The organism is Arthrobacter sp. efr-133-TYG-104 (genome assembly GCF_030208915.1).
GTDB lineage: Bacteria > Actinomycetota > Actinomycetes > Actinomycetales > Micrococcaceae > Arthrobacter.
This window is the reverse complement of the sequence record NZ_JARVTA010000018.1, coordinates 133,965-150,168: the sequence shown is the minus strand read 5'-3', so window position 1 is coordinate 150,168 and position 16,204 is coordinate 133,965. Positions and strand designations below refer to the sequence as shown.

Below are 16,204 nucleotides of genomic sequence, written 5' to 3'. Positions count from 1 at the left end.
TCCGTTGAAAACAAAAAATCAAACAGACACAACCACACCCACCGGAAATAACGGCCGGCACGGCTGCACAAAATTCGAAACCAGCTGAAAACCAGACCACCACACACACACGTGCGCAACAGCCCAGCCATAATTTCAACCAATCAAAAAACAATCGGCATCAACAAACTTGGCACACTATTGAGTTCTCAAACAACAGACACTAACCGGCACCACCCACACCCCACAGGGTCCAGGATCGCTCCGGAGCAACTTTTCAAACTTACCTGATCAACCTGGCCTTGGCAAATCAGCGTTTCCGCGATTCCCATCCCGTCCGATCAGCCCCCACCCGTCGCCGGCGCACTGGCAAGCGCGCCAATTTCAGGCTCATATTGAAGGGGGTCGGCCCCCGCAGTTACCAGCCCTAGGCTGCCTCACTCGCGGCGACTCAGAAGACATTACACGCTCCATGACCTCGGCACAAATCGGGCCCCGCACCGCCGTCGAACCGGGTCAAACCACGCGGGGCGTGGTGGTGGAAACGCCGGGTTTAAGGCGGAGAGAGCCGGCAACCGTAGCGGTTGCCGGCCCTCTCCGTGCAGGGACTTCTCCATGCCAGGACTTCTCCGTGTTAGGACTCTAGGCCGACACTTCGATCGTGGCGAGATTCTTCTTGCCACGGCGAAGGAGCAGGTACCGGCCGTGAAGCAAGTCATCCTCAGCAATGACGGCATCGGGATCAGACACCTTGGTGTTGTTCACGTAGGCACCGCCCTCGCCGACAGTACGGCGGGCTGCAGACTTACTGTCCGACAGTCCCGAGGCGACCAAGAGATCGATGATCCCCAGGCCGTCAGCTCCGACCTTCGCCGAAGGAAGTTCTGCAGTGGCTGCTTCCAAAGTCTGTTCGTCCAGCACAGTCAGGTCTCCGTTGCCGAACAACGCCGCCGAAGCGGTGATGACTTTCTCGGTCGCGTCGACTCCATGCACGAGCGAGGTGACCTCGAAGGCAAGCTTCTTCTGGCCCTCGCGGGCAAACGGGCGTTCGGCCACCGCTTGTCCGAGTTCCTCGATCTCAGCCCGTGAAAGGAAAGTGAACACCTTAAGGCGGTCCACCACATCGGCATCGGCGGTGTTGAGCCAGAACTGGTAGAACGCGTAGGGGCTGCACATGTCCGGATCAAGCCAGATGGCGTTGCCTTCGCTCTTGCCGAACTTGGTGCCGTCGGAGTTGGTGATGAGGGGCGTGCCCAGGGCATGCACGCTCTTGCCTTCGACCTTGCGAATGAGCTCCGTGCCACTGGTGAGGTTGCCCCATTGGTCCGAGCCGCCCGTCTGCAGGGCGCAGCCATATTCACGGAAAAGCTGGAGGTAGTCCATTCCCTGCAGAATCTGGTAGCTGAACTCGGTGTAGCTGATGCCCTCGTCCGAGTTCAGGCGGGAGGCAACTGCATCCTTGCGGAGCATGGTGCCCACGCGGAAATGCTTCCCGATTTCCCGGAGGAAATCGATGGCGCTCAGTGGCGCGGTCCAGTCCAGGTTGTTGACCATCCGGGCCGGGTTCTCACCGTCGAAACTCAGGAAGCGGCGTACCTGCCCCTGGAGGTAGCCGACCCACTCCGCCACCGTGTCTTTGGTGTTCAAGGTGCGTTCCGCCGTCGGACGCGGATCCCCAATGAGTCCGGTAGAGCCACCTACCAAGCCGAGTGGCTTGTGGCCGGCAAGTTGCAGGCGGCGCATCAAAAGCAACTGCACCAAGTTGCCCAAATGCAGCGAAGGCGCGGTGGGATCGAAGCCACAGTAATAGGTGATCGGGTCCCCGGCGAGAAGCTTTTCCAGTTCCGTTTCGTCCGTGGAAACGTGTACAAGACCCCGCCATTTAAGCTCCTGCCAGATGTTGGCAAAAGCGGGATCGTTGTGTTGGGACTCAATGTTGTTTACGTGTGGCACGAGATCTAAGTTAGCAGGATTGACGCGCCATTTTCCTAGCGTTCGATGCCGGCAGGAAGCGGGGCGGCGGCGATGAGGCGAAGACGTTGCGTGGCCCGCGTCATGGCAACGTAAAGGTCGCCCACCTTTCCGTGCTCGTGGTTCAGCATGGCTGCAGGCTCCAAAACCACCACGCCGTCGAACTCGAGGCCCTTGGCTTCCTTGGGACTCATCACCACGATGTCCTGCTCGTAACTACCCGCACCACCACCGACACGCCGTCCGTACACCTTCCGGAGCGCGGCAGCGGCCTGCGGCAGCAGCGGTCCGTCGGCAATCACGGCGAGCAATCCGCCGTCGAGCGCTGTGATTTCCTCGGGCAGGACCTCAAGGAGGCGCGGCACGATCCCCTCCGCATCGACACGGTCCACGATCGGCGACCATTTGCCTTCCCGCACAGCCTTGGGGGCCGAGACCACCAAACCCGCGCGGTTGGCCATGCGGACCGCCGCCTCGGCGATTTGCGACGGCGTCCGGTAGTTCACCGTCAGTTCTTCCAATGACCACCGGTCACCGAACGACGGCGCCAGGGCGCTCTTCCACGAATTGGCACCGGCCGCTGCACTGGTCTGCGCGATATCCCCCACGATCGTGAAGGACTTCAACGGGCAACGACGGACCAAGAGGCGCCACTGCATGGGCGAAAGTTCCTGGGCCTCGTCAACAATAATGTGTCCAAAAGCCCACGAGCGATCGCTTGTGGCTCTTTCGGCCGCGGTGAGTCGGCTTTCACGTTCCTGGTTCTGGTCGGCGAGCTCTTCGGCCGTGACCAGGACATCGACGCCCATCGATTCCATGTTGGCCAAGGTCTGCTTGGCGTTGGCGAGATCCCGGGCACGGTCCGCTTCCTGCTGGGCCAATCCCCTGCCTGCGGCCGGATCGAGTTCACCGAGCAACTCGGCAGCCTCGTCCAACAACGGCACATCCGCCTCAGTCCACGGCGCGTCCGCGGGACGCTGCAGCAAGTCGCGCTGCTCCGGCGTCAGGTGTGGCGTGCAGACCTCGAGGATGGCGGGTTTGCTGAAGAGCTCGGAAATCAACTTCTCCGGTGTCATCGGCATCCAGCAAAGGTTCAGCGCAATGCGGACATCCCGGGCAGACCGGACGTCCTCTGCCAGGTAGGCGCGATCGGCATTGTTGCCGATATTCGACTCCTCCACCAGATCGGTCAACTGCTCTGTGAGCTCACGCAGGAGGATCTTCACGAACGTCAAGCGCGCCTCATTGTGGGGTTTGCCGGTGGCCCGCGCCTTTTCGCGGGCACGGCGTACCTGCCTGACTGAAAGGGTCAGCTTGCGCGAGTCCACTTCGAGGATCAGGTCCTGGGCAGGGGTCCGTTGGCGGTTGGCGACGGCGTTGGCCACCACCTTGGCCATGTCGAGCTTGCCCTTGAGGGCCGCTACGTTGCTGTCCTCCTCCGGCACGGCATGGATTCCGGGCATGAGGCGGCCGAGGCTCGCCATGACCACGCCGGTTTCGCCGAGCGATGGAAGGACGCGTTCGATGTAGTGCATGAAGGAGGACGACGGCCCCACCAAGAGGACGCCGGCGCTCTTGAGCCGGTCCCGGTGGGTGTACAGCAAGTAGGCTGCCCGGTGCAGGGCGACAGCGGTCTTTCCCGTACCGGGACCACCTTGGACCACCAGGGCGCCGGAGATGGAGGAACGGATGATCCGGTCCTGCTCGGACTGGATGGTGCCCACGATGTCGGACATGCGGCCCGTGCGCTTGGAGTTAAGGGCAGCAAGCAGCGCACCCTCACCTTGGAGTGGCTCGTCATCGGCCAACAAGCCAGCGTCCAGGACATCGTCCTCGATGGCCTTGACCTCACGTCCCTGGAGGATCAGGTGACGACGACGACGGACACCTTGCCGGTCGAAGGCAGTCGCCTGGTAAAAGTGGCCGGCTTCAGGCGCCCGCCAGTCAACCATGAGCCGCTGGAGGTCAGCCGTGGTCAAGCCAATGCGGCCGATGTACTGCTCCTCGCCCGAGTCGAGGTCCAGGCGGCCGAACACCAGCCGGTCATCGACGGCGTCGAGCTGGGCAAGGCGGTCCTCGTACAGGGCCGCGAAAGCGTCACGTTCGGACACATTCTGCATGGTTCCCACAGCACCGGCCCTGCGTACCTGCGCCAACTGGGCACGCTTTTCTTCACGCAGCTCATCGAGCCGGGCATACAGCCCGGCCACATATTCCTGCTCGTGGACCAAATCAGCGTCGTGCATCGAACCGTACCCCTATCGCAAAAGACAGACCGTCCATTCTACAGTGATTTTGGTAAACGCGGTGGGGTGGCGGTCACATGCCGGACGGCGTTAGATCGTGACGGCGCGCTTCCGCGGACGTGCCGCTTTGTAGCGCGAGACGGTGGGATCGTTGTCGACCCAAAAGCGCCATGGGTATTCGCTCGTTCCGCCCGGTCCTGCCACCCCGACTCTGGGTCCGCTGGACACCGCTTCGGCCGGCGAGCGCGGCAACCACAGACTGAAAGGTTCCGCGAGCGCGTCACGGCCTGTGTCCGCCGTCGTAAGTCCCAGCGCGGAAGCCAGCCGGGCAGGTCCGCTCGCCAGATCCTTTGGCGTTTTGGCGGCGGGGCGGCGGGCCGCGGCAAGTCCTTCGCCGTCGACAATCTCACCTGCCCGCAGCAAGAGGGCGGATGGTGCGTCCTCCGGACCGCAGACGAGGTTGGCGCAGTAATGCATGCCGTAGGTGAAGTAAACGTAGAGGAATCCTGGCGCCCCGAACATCGGGGCGTTTCTGGCTGTGCGTCCGCCAAAGGTGTGGGAGCCGGGGTCGGGGTGCTGGGAATCACGTGGGCCCATGTACGCTTCCACCTCGGTGAGCCTGACGGACACCGGACCCGCGTCAGAGTGGTGGGTCAGCACCGCTCCGAGTATCAACGGGGCGATGACGCGAGGGTCGCCAGCGAGGAATGCACGGACGTCCGCTGGTTCTGTCATGAAGGTTTCCATGGACGGGCTCATGCCCAGACACTAGCAAAAGGCCTGCAACGGCCATGTCCGATTCCCGCTAGGAGTCTCCCCCGGCGACTGGCAGGATGGGGAGATGGACTTCTGGCAGCGCTACAGGGCAATCGACGCCCGCGACACCCGGTTCGATGGCCAATTCTTCACCGCTGTCAGCTCCACCGGCATTTACTGTCGCCCGTCGTGCCCCGCCCGCACACCGAAGGCGGAGAACGTGACGTTTTACGAAACCTCCGCCGCGGCGCACGAGGCCGGTTACCGCGCTTGCAAACGCTGCCTCCCTGAGGCCGTTCCGGGAACTCCCGCGTGGAACGTCCGCTCCGACGTGGCGGGCCGCGCCATGCGACTCATCAACGACGGCGTCATCACTCGCGAAGGCGTCGATGGCCTGGCGCAACGTTTGGGCTACTCGCCGCGGCAACTCAACCGGATCCTCAGCCAAGAACTCGGCGCGGGACCTCTCTCCCTGGCGAGGGCGTGCCGGTCCCAAATAGCGAGGACGCTGCTCGCCTCCACGGATATGCTCCTTGCCGATGTTGCGTTTGCATCAGGGTTCAACAGCGTGCGGCAGTTCAACGACACCATCGGTGAGGTCTTCGCGATGACGCCGACGGCGTTGCGCGCCACTGCTGCCAAGCCCCACCATGGCGGGGCTGCTGCACCTTCCGCCGCGGGCCCGGTGCCCTTGACGTTGAATTTGCCGTACCGGGAACCCTTCGATCCCGGCATATTCGACTTCCTGGCGGTCCGTGCTATTCCCGGGATCGAGGTGGCCAGCACCGGGCCGAACGGAATGGCAACGTACGCCCGAACCCTGCGCCTACCACGCGGCAACGCCTCCTTCTCTGTGACATACAGTCCTGTGACCTACGGTCCGTCGAAGTCCGGCGCCTCGTTACAGCTCACGGCTACGGTGGCCGATCTTCATGACCTCCCCGCACTGTTGAGCCGCGTCCGGAGGTTGTTCGACTTGGACGCTGATCCGCAGGCAATCGATGAAGCCTTGGCGGCGGACTCGAGGCTTGCAGACCGGGTCGCGGCCATTCCCGGAATGAGAATGCCTGGTGCCGTCGATCCGCAGGAACTGTTGATCCGGGCCATGATCGGCCAGCAGATCACCGTGGCGGCTGCCAGAACAGCCCTGACGCAGCTGTCAGTTGCCGGCTCCCCTGCCGGGCCGGGTGCCCCTGGCTTGGACCGCTTCTTCCCGACGGCGACAGAACTCGCCCACCAGGGCCGCGCCCTGCTCCGGGGTCCCCAGCGCCGCATCGATTCCATCGTGGCCGCAGCCGAAGCGATGGCGAGCGGGGCATTGGACTTCGGCTACGGGGATGACGTGCCGAGCCTGGAACGCAAACTGCTCCCGCTGCCCGGTGTTGGACCCTGGACAGTCGGGTACGTCGCCATGCGCGTGCTTGGCGCCCCGGATATCTTCCTGGCCAACGATGCCGCCGTCCGCAACGGGTTGAAGTTACTGCCTCCCCGGGAGGGCTTGAGTGCCACGTTCCAGGAGGTCAGCCCGTGGCGCTCCTACGCCACCATGCACCTGTGGCGGACGGCGGCAAAGAAGCGGAGCGTGAGGGAGCAACCGGCTTAGCGGGTTGCCGGCAGCGCGGCAGGCCATGGAAGGAGCCCGGGTAGCTCGATTCCATCGGCAGCGGCGGTTGCGCGCAGGCTTCCTAAGCTCGGTTCCCGTCCGGCGAGCCACGCAGCGATGTCTGTCAGCATGCCGGTGATGGCAACGGACGTGCCGCCGGTGCCGATAGCCAGTTGGGGAAGACCCGTGGGCTGCAGGATGAACTTATACTTCTCAGGCACACGCGCCGCCAGGAAGTCGATGAGATGTTCGCAGAAGGGGCGGCTCCACGTCTCGGGCCCGTAACCCAGGCCGAGGTCCGAGGCATGGATGGTGAGTTCGCGCCAAAGCGCTAAACCGCCGTCGAGCACTGTTCCGTCCCTGTACGCGATGCGGGCGTTCCAGCCGCCCCCCTTCACATGGTCGAACGCAGCTGTGGCTGCTCCCAAGGCGGCAGAAACAGCTTCTGTGTGCTGCGCGAGGCTGTGCCCGGCGGCCAGGTCGATCGCCTTGTTGCGGGCCTCCATGCCGCCGTCGTAGAGTTCCACGGTCTCGCCGCGGAGGGCGTAGTCGACCTGGCGGGCCATAGCCCGGCAGATCCCGCCGATGTGCGCAAGGACGTGTCCACGTGTCCAGCCTGGAAGCTCCGACGGTTCAGCGACGGAGGAATCGTCCATGGTGGCTAGGAGGCGGGTGACGACGTCGGCGGCTTTGTGAAGCTCTGCGGGCAGCGTCTCAGGGGTGATCGGGGTCATAGCGCCATGCTAACGCACCAGTTAAACAGCTGTGGGACAGCACTTGACGTGCCGTCCCACAGCTTCTTTTGCGTCGTTAGCCCGCGTAGGAACGGACTGCGTCCAGTTCCGCTTCGAGAGCCGCCAGTTGGCGTTCGACGGCGGCCGGTGCCGTTCCGCCCTGCGAGTTGCGGCTGTCCAGCGAACCCTTGGTGCTGAGGACGGTGCGGACTTCAGGAGTCAGGTGCTCCGAGATCGCCGCGTATTCCGCGTCCGTTAGGTCCCACAGCTCCACGCCACGGCTTTCGGCCTGCTTGACGGCGGCACCGGAGAGCTCGTGGGCCTCCCGGAACGGGACTCCTTGGCGGACCAACCACTCGGCGATGTCCGTTGCCAACGCGAAGCCCTGCGGCGCAAGCGACTCCATACGCTCTGTGTTGAACGTGAGCGTGGCAATCATGCCCGAGACAGCCGGAAGCAGCACTTCCAGCGTGTCGGCGGCGTCGAACACCGGTTCCTTGTCTTCCTGCAGATCGCGGTTGTACGCGAGCGGCAGGCCCTTGAGAGTCGCCAGGAGACCCGTCAGATTGCCAATGAGGCGCCCTGCCTTGCCGCGGGCGAGCTCGGCAACGTCCGGGTTCTTCTTCTGCGGCATGATGGAAGATCCCGTGGAGTAGGAATCATGCAGCGTCACGAAGGAGAACTCCTTGGTTGCCCACAAGATGACCTCCTCGGAAATGCGGGACAGGTCCACACCGATCATGGAACACACCCAAGCGAACTCGGCGAAGACATCGCGGGATGCGGTGCCATCGATCGAGTTGTGGACGGCCGAGAAGAAGCCCAAGTCCGCGGCAACAGCCTCAGGATCCAGCCCCAGCGAAGAACCTGCCAAGGCACCGGAGCCGTAGGGCGAGACTCCGGCCCGCTTATCCCAGTCCTGGAGGCGCTGCACATCACGAAGCAGCGCCCAGGCATGGGCAAGCAGGTGATGGCTCAGCAGCACCGGCTGGGCGTGTTGAAGATGCGTCCGGCCAGGCATGGCTACACCGTGGTGGGCCTTGGCCTGCTCGACCAGAGCATCGATGGTGGCAAGGACATCGCGGGCTATGATCCGGGCATGGTCACGCAGGAACATCCGGCCAAGGGTTGCCACTTGGTCATTCCGGGAACGGCCTGCGCGGAGCTTGCCACCCAGCTGGGTTCCGGCACGCTCGATCAGGCCGCGTTCCAGCGAACCGTGCACGTCCTCATCACTCTCAGCCGGGGCGTAGGCGCCGCTGGCAACGTCCTCGTCCAACTGCTCGAGGGCTGCGAGCATGCCTTCGAGCTCGGCGTCGTCCAGCAGTCCGGCCTTGGCCAGCACCCGGGCGTGCGCCTTGGAACCGGCAATATCGTACCGGGCAAGCCGCCAGTCAAAGTGGGTGGACTTGCTCAAGGCGGCCAGCGCATCCGCGGGGCCGCCGGCGAACCGGCCACCCCACAGGGCACCTTCATTTGTACCGCTTGTCATTCGCCCGCAACCCGGAGGTCGCGGCCGGAAGCAACCTTGGAGGACATGCCCCACAGCTCGATGAAGCCGCGGGCCATGGACTGGTCAAAGGTGTCGCCGGTGTCGTAGGTGGCGAGGTCGAAGTCGTAGAGCGAGGTCTCGGAGCGACGACCGTTGACGATTGCCTGGCCGCCGTGAAGGACCATGCGGATGTCGCCGGAGACGTACTGCTGGGTGTCCTCGATGAAGGCGTCCAGGGAGCGCTTCAACGGGGAGAACCACTGGCCGTCGTACACGAGCTCGGACCAGCGCTGGCCAACAGTGGCCTTGAACCGGGCCTGCTCACGCTCGATGGTGATGTCCTCAAGGTGCTTGTGCGCGGTGATCAGAGCCATGGCTCCGGGTGCTTCGTAGATCTCGCGGGACTTGATACCCACCAAGCGGTCCTCGACGACGTCGATACGGCCAACGCCTTGGGCGCCGGCACGGCGGTTCAGTTCCTGGATGGCCTGCAGCGGGGTGACCTTCACGCCGTCGATCGCTACCGGCACGCCGGCCTGGAAGGAAATGGTGACCTCGTCCGGGGCCGGCGGGAACTCCGGGGTGGCGGTGTAGTCGTAGATGTCCTTGGTGGGAGCGTTCCAAATGTCCTCAAGGTAGCCGGTCTCGACGGCGCGTCCCCAGACGTTCTGGTCGATCGAGTACGGGTTCTTCTTGGTGGTCTCGATCGGGAGGCCCTTTTCCTCCGCGAAGGCAATGGCCTTGTCACGGGTGAGCGCGAGGTCGCGGACCGGTGCGATGCACTTCAGGTCCGGACCGAGGGTCTGGATGCCAACTTCGAAGCGGACCTGGTCGTTACCCTTGCCGGTGCAACCGTGGGCAACCGTGGTGGCGCCGAACTCGCGGGCAGCCTTCACGAGGTGCTTCACGATGACGGGACGCGAAATGGCCGAAACCAACGGGTAGTGGCCTTGGTAGAGTGCGTTGGCCTTCAGCGTCGGCATGGCGTACTCGTTGGCGAATTCATCACGGGCGTCAGCGACGTAGGCCTCGACGGCGCCGCAACCGAGCGCGCGCTGGCGGATGGTCTCCAGGGACTCGCCGCCCTGTCCGACGTCGACCGCCACGGCGATGACCTCGGCACCGGTGGCTTCACCGATCCAGCCGATGGCTACGGACGTATCAAGGCCACCGGAGTAGGCCAGAACAATGCGCTCAGTCACGAGAGTGCTCCTTTGTTGTTGCTTGGTTTCATTCGAATCAATGCTGTGTGAAGCTTTTAGTTGCCGGGACCGGCTTCCTCGGCCATATGGAGGAAGCGCGCTGCGAGGTCCGCTCCGCCGTCGGGATCCCGGGCCACCAAGAGCAACGTGTCATCGCCTGCGATCGTACCCAAAATGGACGGCATCACCGAGTGGTCGATGGCCAATGCCAAGAAGTTTGCAGCCCCCGGAGGTGTACGCAACACCACGATGTTGCCCGAAGCTTCCGCCGTCACCAGCAGTTCGCCGCAAAGCCTGCTCAGCCGGGCATCCAGGATTTCCTGCGTGACACCGCTCTTGGCGTTCCGGTCCCCGCCTTCGCCCGGAACGGCGTAGACCAGGACTCCCTCCTTGCCGCGGACCCTCACCGCGCCCAGTTCCACCAAGTCCCGGGACAGGGTCGCCTGGGTGACCTGGACGCCGTCGTCCGCCAGCAAAGCTGCAAGCTCTGCTTGCGAGCGCACGGACTCACCCGTCAGGATCGCGGTGATACGCGCCTGGCGGGCTGTCTTGGTGGCCGGGCTGACCGGTGGCACGGACGGGTTGGCGGACACTAGAACGTGCTCTCCCCGGTTCCCTCTACCGGAGCAAGCCCCTCGACGAAAGCCAGGCCCGAGCGGTGCATCAGCCAGGCCATGAGCGCCTTCTGGGCGTGGAGCCTGTTCTCTGCCTCATCCCACACAATGGACTGCGGACCGTCAATGACGCCTGCCGAGATCTCATAACCGCGGTAGGCCGGGAGGCAGTGAAGCACGACGGCGTCCGGCGCCGCTTGTGCCATGGCCGCCTCGTCCACGGAGTACTCACGGAACAACTGCATCCGGGCTTCCTTTTCGGATTCCTGCCCCATGGAAACCCAGGTATCCGTTGCCACGACGTCGGCACCCTTCAGGGCCTCCGCCGCATCGCTGGTGACCAGCACGGACCCGCCTGTTTCGGCGGCCCGTTCTTCTGCGGCCGCGACGATCTCTGCCGCTGGCAGGTATCCGTCAGGACCGGAAATGCGGACGTGCATGCCGGCCGTGACCCCGGCCAAGAGGTAGGAGTTTGCCATGTTGTTGGCAGCATCGCCCAGGTAGGCCATGGTCAATCCGGCAAGTTCGCCCTTGTGTTCCTTGACCGTCAGGAGGTCCGCAAGGAGTTGGCAGGGGTGGTAGTCGTCGCACAGGGCGTTAATCACCGGGACCTTGGAGTTTTCCGCCATGGCCACCAGCCCTGCGTGGGCGCCGGTCCGCCACACAATGGTGGAGACCATGCGCTCCAGGACCTTCGCTGTGTCCTCCACGGATTCCTTGTGGCCGATCTGCGCCTCGCCGGGGTTGATGATCAGGGCGTTGCCGCCCATGTCCGCGATGCCGGTGGCAAAGGAGACCCGCGTACGGGTTGAGGTCTTATCGAAGATCACCGCAACGGTCTTGCGTCCCTGGCCGTCGGCAGCGAACGGCTGCACACTGTAGGGCGCCGCCTTCATCCGCGCCGCGAGTTCGAGGACCTCGCGCTGCTCGGCCGGGCTGAGGTCGGTGTCCTTGAGGAAGTGACGTGTGGTGGTGGAAGTAGTCACTGGGAGTCCTTTGAAGTCGTGTCTTTGGCCGTGGCAATCAGGTCCGGCAGTGCCGCCAAGAAGGAGTCGGCCTGCTCGGTGGTGAGGATCAGTGGCGGGGCGAGGCGGATGGTTCGCGGGCCGGGGCTGTTGACGATGAACCCGGCGTCCAGGCCTGCGGTCACCATTGCAGGTGCGATGTCCGCGTCCAGGTCGAAGCCAATCAGCAGGCCGTCGCCGCGGACTTCGGTCACGCCCTCGACGCCTGCAAGGCCTTGGCGTAGATGGGCTCCGACAGCCTGCACATTCTGCAGGACGCCCTGGCTTTCGATGGCGTGGAGCGTGGCAAGCGACGCCGCCGTAGCCACCGGGTTGCCGCCGAAAGTGGTGCCGTGCTGGCCTGCGGTGAGCAGGGCCGACGTCGTACTTCCGAAAGTGATCAAGGCACCCACCGGGAAGCCGCCGCCCAGTCCCTTGGCGAGCGTCACGGCGTCGGGGACGATGCCGGCGTCCTCGCTGGCGAGCCATTTTCCGGTGCGCCCGATACCCGTCTGGACCTCGTCCAGGATCAACAGCGCACCGGCCTTGCTGGTGGCTTCGCGGGCCGCCTGCAAGTATTCGACGCTGAGCGGCCGCACACCCGCTTCGCCCTGGATGGGTTCGAGGAAAACGGCCGCGGTGGAATCGTCGACGGCGGCACGCAAGGCTTCGATGTCACCGAACGGTATGTGGACCACGCCACCGGGCAGTGGTTCGAAGGGCTCCCTATAGGCTTCCTTGGCCGTGAGCGCGAGGGCACCCATGGTGCGGCCATGGAAGGCGCCTTCGAGGGCGATGATCTTGGTGCGCTTCCCGCCTGGGTTGGTGGTGTTGGTGCGGTTGGTGGTGTTGTTGCGGCGGGCCAGCTTGAAGGCGGCCTCATTCGCTTCAGTGCCGGAGTTGGCAAAAAATACCTTGGAGCCCTCCGGTGCGTTGCTGATCGCCAGCAGTTTTTCGGCGAGCGCGATCTGTGTGGGGCTGGTGAAGAAATTGGAGACGTGCCCCAGCGTGGCGAGCTGGCTGGAGATCACCGAGGTCACGAACGGGTGGGCGTGGCCCAAGGCATTCACCGCGATGCCGCCCAGGAGGTCAAGGTATTCCTTGCCGTCGGCGTCCCACACCAGGCAGCCTGCACCCCGGACCAGGACGCGCTGCGGGGTGCCGAACACGCCCATGAGCGAGGACGAGTAGCGGGCCAGCCAGTCAGCGCCCGAGCTCTGGGTAACGAGCGTGGTTGCGGCGTCCTCCGTAGCGAGGGGGGCGCCATCGCCGGTGGGATTGAGGCCAACAGTTTCGCTCATGCGTTCACTTCCTCGTCCGGTACTACTTGGGTGCCAATACCCGCCGTCGTGAATGTCTCCAACAGCATCGAGTGGGCGAGGCGGCCGTCCACGATGTGTGCCCGTTCCACGCCCTCGTCGATGGCTTTGAGGCACGCGGCCATCTTGGGAATCATTCCGGATTCGAGCGTTGGCAGCATGTCGCGCAGTTCCGAGGCAGTCAGCGAAGAAATCAGGGACGACTTGTCCGGCCAGTCGGCGTAAAGACCTTCCACGTCCGTGAGGATGACCAGCTTCGTGGCGCCCAAGGCCGAAGCGACAGCTGCAGCAGCGGTATCGGCGTTGACGTTGAGCACTTGGCCCGTGGTCTGGAAGCCGCGCGAGCCGTCAGCCCGGGGGTCGCCGTCGACAATCTCCGGGGCGACCGTCGAGATGACTGGAATGCGGCCGGCGTCAAGGATGTCCTTGATTCCGGCGGGATCAACGCCGACCACCTCGCCCACCAGGCCGAGGTCCACTTCTTCGCCGTCCACAACAGTGCCAGTTCGGACCGCGCGCAGCAGTCCGCCGTCCTCACCGGACATACCCACAGCGTAGGGTCCGTGGGAGTTGATCAATCCGACCAGCTCCCGGCCCACCTGTCCGGTCAGCACCATCCGGACCACGTCCATGGCCTCCGGAGTGGTGACGCGGAGGCCGCCCTTGAACTCGGACTCGATACCCAAACGGCTCAGCATCGAGTTGATTTGTGGTCCTCCGCCGTGCACCACCACAGGGTGGATGCCCACATGGTGGAGGAACACGATGTCTTCGGCGAAGGCCCTGCGAAGGTCCTCGTTGACCATGGCGTTGCCACCGTACTTGATCACCATGGTGGTGCCGGCAAAGCGCTGGATCCACGGCAGGGCTTCGATCAACGTGCCGGCCTTGTCCTGGGCGGTCTTTGCCGAATCCCCGCCGATGGATGCAGTGTTGCGGGTTTGCGCAGTCATCGTCATTCCGCTCAGCTCGAGTACGCGCTGTTCTCATGCACGTAATCGTGCGTGAGGTCATTGGTCCAGATCGTGGCCTCGGCGTCACCGGCGCTAAGGTCGATTTCCACCAGCACTTCACGGGGTTCGAGGTCCACCAGGTCGCGATCATCTCCGATCGCGCCGTTGCGGCAGATCTGTACGCCGTTCATGGCGACGTTGAGCTGATCGGCCTCAAAGACGGCGTCCGTGGTGCCCACTGCCGAGAGAACGCGACCCCAGTTGGGATCCTTGCCGAAGATGGCTGCCTTGAAGAGGTTTGAACGGGCCACGGCTCGGCTGACGATTTCCGCGTCGCGTTCACTCGCCGCGTTGAAAGTGCGGATAGCGATATCGTGGCTGGCCCCTTCTGCGTCGCCGATCAGCTTGCGAGCCAGTTCGGCGCACACCTGCGTGATTCCTTCGCCCAGCTTCTCCGTGGACGGCAGTGCCTCGGAGGCGCCCGAAGACAGGAGCACCACTGTGTCATTGGTGGACATACAGCCATCGGAGTCAGCGCGATCGAACGTGACGCGCGTGGCATCGCGGAGCACGACGTCGAGCTCGTCAGCCGGGACCTGCGCATCGGTGGTGAGGACCACCAGCATCGTTGCCAGGCCCGGCGCCAACATGCCGGCACCCTTGGCGATGCCACCAACGGTGAACTGCTTACCTTCAGCATCGGTTCCCGTGAAGACGGCTTCCTTTGAGACGCTGTCCGTGGTCATGATCGCAGTCGCCGCAGCAGAACCGCCGTCGTCGGACAGCTCACCGAACGCGGCCTCCACGCCCGGAAGAATCTTGTCCATGGGCAGTTGCTCGCCGATCAGGCCGGTGGAGCACACCACGACGTCGGAAGCTGAGACTCCCAGCACCTCCGCCACCTTCTCCGCAGTGGCGTGGGTGTTCTGGAAACCCTGCGGACCGGTGCAGGCGTTAGCGCCGCCGGAGTTCAGGACCACAGCGTCCACCCGGCCATCGCTGACCACTTGCCTCGACCAATGCACGGGAGCGGCGGCTACGCGGTTGGACGTGAAGACTGCGGCAGCGGCCTTCGAGGGTCCGTCGTTGACCACCAGGGCCAGATCGGGGTTGCCGGAGGCTTTGATGCCGGCTTTGATGCCTGCGGCACGGAATCCTTTGGGGGCGGTAATGGTCACGGTGCAACTCCCTGCAGGTTCAGGCCGGCGGTTTCATCCAGGCCGAGGGCAATGTTCATGGACTGCACGGCGCCGCCGGCGGTCCCCTTGGTGAGATTGTCGATAGCGCACGTCACGATCACGCGGCCGGTGTGCTGATCGAACGCCAACTGCATGACCGCATGGTTTGACCCCTGCACCGACTTGGTGGTGGGCCACTGGCCCTCGGGCAAAAGGTGCACGAACGGCTCGTCGTCGTAAGCATCTGCCCACGCTTGGCGAAGTTCGGCGTCCGTGACACTGCGTCCTGCCCTGGACCGCACTTTGGCCGTCGCCGTGGTGAGGATACCCCGGCTCATCGGAGCCAGTGTGGGGGTGAACGAGACGGTGACCTGCTCCCCTGCCGCATTGGAAAGGCCCTGTTCTATCTCCGGAGTGTGCCGGTGTCCGCCGCCCACTCCGTACGGGCTCATGGAACCCATGACTTCGGATCCGATCAGGTTGACTTTCGCGGCCTTGCCGGCGCCTGAGGTACCCGAGGCAGAAACAATGACGACGTCATCCGGTTGAAGGATCCCCGTGGCGAATCCCGGCGCCAAGGCCAACAAGGCCGACGTCGGGTAGCAACCCGGAACAGCGATGCGATTGGCGCCCTTGAGCGCATCGCGCTGCCCGGGGAGCTCCGGCAAGCCATAGGGCCATGTGCCCGCGTGGGCGGAACCATAGAACTTTTCCCACGCTGCGGGATTCTGCAAGCGGTGGTCCGCGCCGGCGTCGATAACCAGTGTGCCTTCCGGCAACTGGGCCGCGATCTCCGCTGAGGTGCCGTGCGGGAGTGCAAGGAACACCACATCATGACCGGAGAGGTTCTCAACCGTGGTGTCTTCCAGGATCCGGCTCGACAAACCGTGGAGATGCGGCTGCAACTCACCTAGTCTGGAACCAGCGTTGCTGTGCGCTGTAATCGCACCGATGGTGACATCCGGGTGCCCGGCCAGCAGACGCAGCACTTCCCCACCGGCGTAGCCGCTGGCGCCGGAAACGGCAACAGAAATAGTCATGACTTCACTATACAGCAAACATATTCATTCCATCCGATAATTATGCATGCACCTTTGGCTGCCTATGTGACGGGATAGCACGTATGCTTAGTGAAGGGTAATCAAGACCGTGC

13 protein-coding genes are annotated in these 16,204 nt (G+C 64.0%); 1 reads left to right on the top strand and 12 read right to left on the bottom strand.

The annotated features are described in order from the left end of the window. Window positions 1-621: 621 nt before the first annotated feature. From tyrS to QRN04_RS14135, 3 genes are all read right to left on the bottom strand, one after another. A complete protein-coding gene (gene tyrS, locus QRN04_RS14145) occupies window positions 622-1,932 on the bottom strand; it encodes a tyrosine--tRNA ligase (RefSeq protein ID WP_284976653.1) in 1,311 nt (436 codons plus the stop codon). 35 nt (window positions 1,933-1,967) lie between these two features. Then, window positions 1,968-4,196 (bottom strand): HelD family protein, encoded by a 2,229-nt coding sequence (locus QRN04_RS14140; RefSeq protein ID WP_284976652.1) that lies wholly within the window; start codon window positions 4,194-4,196, stop codon window positions 1,968-1,970. A gap of 90 nt (window positions 4,197-4,286) precedes the next feature. Next, window positions 4,287-4,931, bottom strand: a complete 645-nt coding sequence (locus tag QRN04_RS14135) for a DNA-3-methyladenine glycosylase (RefSeq protein ID WP_502868804.1) — start codon at window positions 4,929-4,931, stop codon at window positions 4,287-4,289. A 106-nt stretch (window positions 4,932-5,037) separates the two neighbouring features. Between QRN04_RS14135 and QRN04_RS14130 the strand changes: the two genes are divergently transcribed. After that, a complete protein-coding gene (locus QRN04_RS14130) occupies window positions 5,038-6,555 on the top strand; it encodes a DNA-3-methyladenine glycosylase 2 family protein (protein ID WP_284976651.1) in 1,518 nt (505 codons plus the stop codon). Here the strand turns inward: QRN04_RS14130 and QRN04_RS14125 are convergent. The 9 genes from QRN04_RS14125 to argC all read right to left on the bottom strand — a co-directional run bounded on the left by QRN04_RS14125 (window position 6,552) and on the right by argC (window position 16,091). Continuing rightward, entirely contained in the window at window positions 6,552-7,289 is a 738-nt protein-coding gene (locus QRN04_RS14125) for a maleylpyruvate isomerase family mycothiol-dependent enzyme (protein WP_284976650.1), read from the bottom strand. The genes QRN04_RS14130 and QRN04_RS14125 overlap by 4 nt on opposite strands. Window positions 7,290-7,365: 76 nt before the next feature. Continuing rightward, complete coding sequence (gene argH / locus QRN04_RS14120; RefSeq protein ID WP_284976649.1) at window positions 7,366-8,781, bottom strand: argininosuccinate lyase; 1,416 nt, start codon at window positions 8,779-8,781, stop codon at window positions 7,366-7,368. Then, window positions 8,778-9,983 carry an argininosuccinate synthase gene (locus QRN04_RS14115; protein ID WP_159734867.1) on the bottom strand — a complete coding sequence of 402 codons (1,206 nt, stop codon included), beginning with the start codon at window positions 9,981-9,983 and terminating at the stop codon, window positions 8,778-8,780. The genes argH and QRN04_RS14115 overlap by 4 nt, the downstream gene beginning before the upstream one ends. 56 nt (window positions 9,984-10,039) lie before the next feature. Then, the gene (locus QRN04_RS14110; RefSeq protein ID WP_284976648.1) at window positions 10,040-10,576 is read right to left on the bottom strand and encodes an arginine repressor; all 537 of its coding nucleotides are present in this window, start codon (window positions 10,574-10,576) and stop codon (window positions 10,040-10,042) included. Next, a complete protein-coding gene (argF, locus tag QRN04_RS14105) occupies window positions 10,576-11,583 on the bottom strand; it encodes an ornithine carbamoyltransferase (RefSeq protein ID WP_284976647.1) in 1,008 nt (335 codons plus the stop codon). The genes QRN04_RS14110 and argF overlap by 1 nt, the downstream gene beginning before the upstream one ends. Beyond that, entirely contained in the window at window positions 11,580-12,902 is a 1,323-nt protein-coding gene (locus tag QRN04_RS14100) for an acetylornithine transaminase (RefSeq protein WP_284976646.1), read from the bottom strand. The genes argF and QRN04_RS14100 overlap by 4 nt, the downstream gene beginning before the upstream one ends. Next, on the bottom strand, window positions 12,899-13,873 hold the full coding sequence (gene argB / locus QRN04_RS14095) for an acetylglutamate kinase (protein WP_284976645.1): 975 nt from the start codon (window positions 13,871-13,873) through the stop codon (window positions 12,899-12,901). The genes QRN04_RS14100 and argB overlap by 4 nt, the downstream gene beginning before the upstream one ends. Before the next feature lie 11 nt (window positions 13,874-13,884). Next, on the bottom strand, window positions 13,885-15,051 hold the full coding sequence (gene argJ, locus QRN04_RS14090; RefSeq protein ID WP_284976644.1) for a bifunctional glutamate N-acetyltransferase/amino-acid acetyltransferase ArgJ: 1,167 nt from the start codon (window positions 15,049-15,051) through the stop codon (window positions 13,885-13,887). Next, window positions 15,048-16,091: an N-acetyl-gamma-glutamyl-phosphate reductase gene (argC, locus tag QRN04_RS14085; protein ID WP_284976643.1), complete on the bottom strand. Its 1,044-nt coding sequence runs from the start codon at window positions 16,089-16,091 to the stop codon at window positions 15,048-15,050. The genes argJ and argC overlap by 4 nt, the downstream gene beginning before the upstream one ends. Between the last annotated feature and the right edge of the window lie 113 nt (window positions 16,092-16,204).

Excerpts from the sequence above, each read along its gene's own strand:
- QRN04_RS14140 (WP_284976652.1), bottom strand. The coding sequence starts at position 4,196 with ATGCACGACGCTGATTTGGTCCACGAGCAGGAATATGTGGCCGGGCTG.
- QRN04_RS14135 (WP_502868804.1), bottom strand. The coding sequence starts at position 4,931 with ATGACAGAACCAGCGGACGTCCGTGCATTCCTCGCTGGCGACCCTCGC.
- QRN04_RS14130 (WP_284976651.1), top strand. The coding sequence starts at position 5,038 with ATGGACTTCTGGCAGCGCTACAGGGCAATCGACGCCCGCGACACCCGG.
- QRN04_RS14125 (WP_284976650.1), bottom strand. The coding sequence starts at position 7,289 with ATGACCCCGATCACCCCTGAGACGCTGCCCGCAGAGCTTCACAAAGCC.
- argH (WP_284976649.1), bottom strand. The coding sequence starts at position 8,781 with ATGACAAGCGGTACAAATGAAGGTGCCCTGTGGGGTGGCCGGTTCGCC.
- QRN04_RS14100 (WP_284976646.1), bottom strand. The coding sequence starts at position 12,902 with ATGAGCGAAACTGTTGGCCTCAATCCCACCGGCGATGGCGCCCCCCTC.
- argB (WP_284976645.1), bottom strand. The coding sequence starts at position 13,873 with ATGACTGCGCAAACCCGCAACACTGCATCCATCGGCGGGGATTCGGCA.
- argC (WP_284976643.1), bottom strand. The coding sequence starts at position 16,091 with ATGACTATTTCTGTTGCCGTTTCCGGCGCCAGCGGCTACGCCGGTGGG.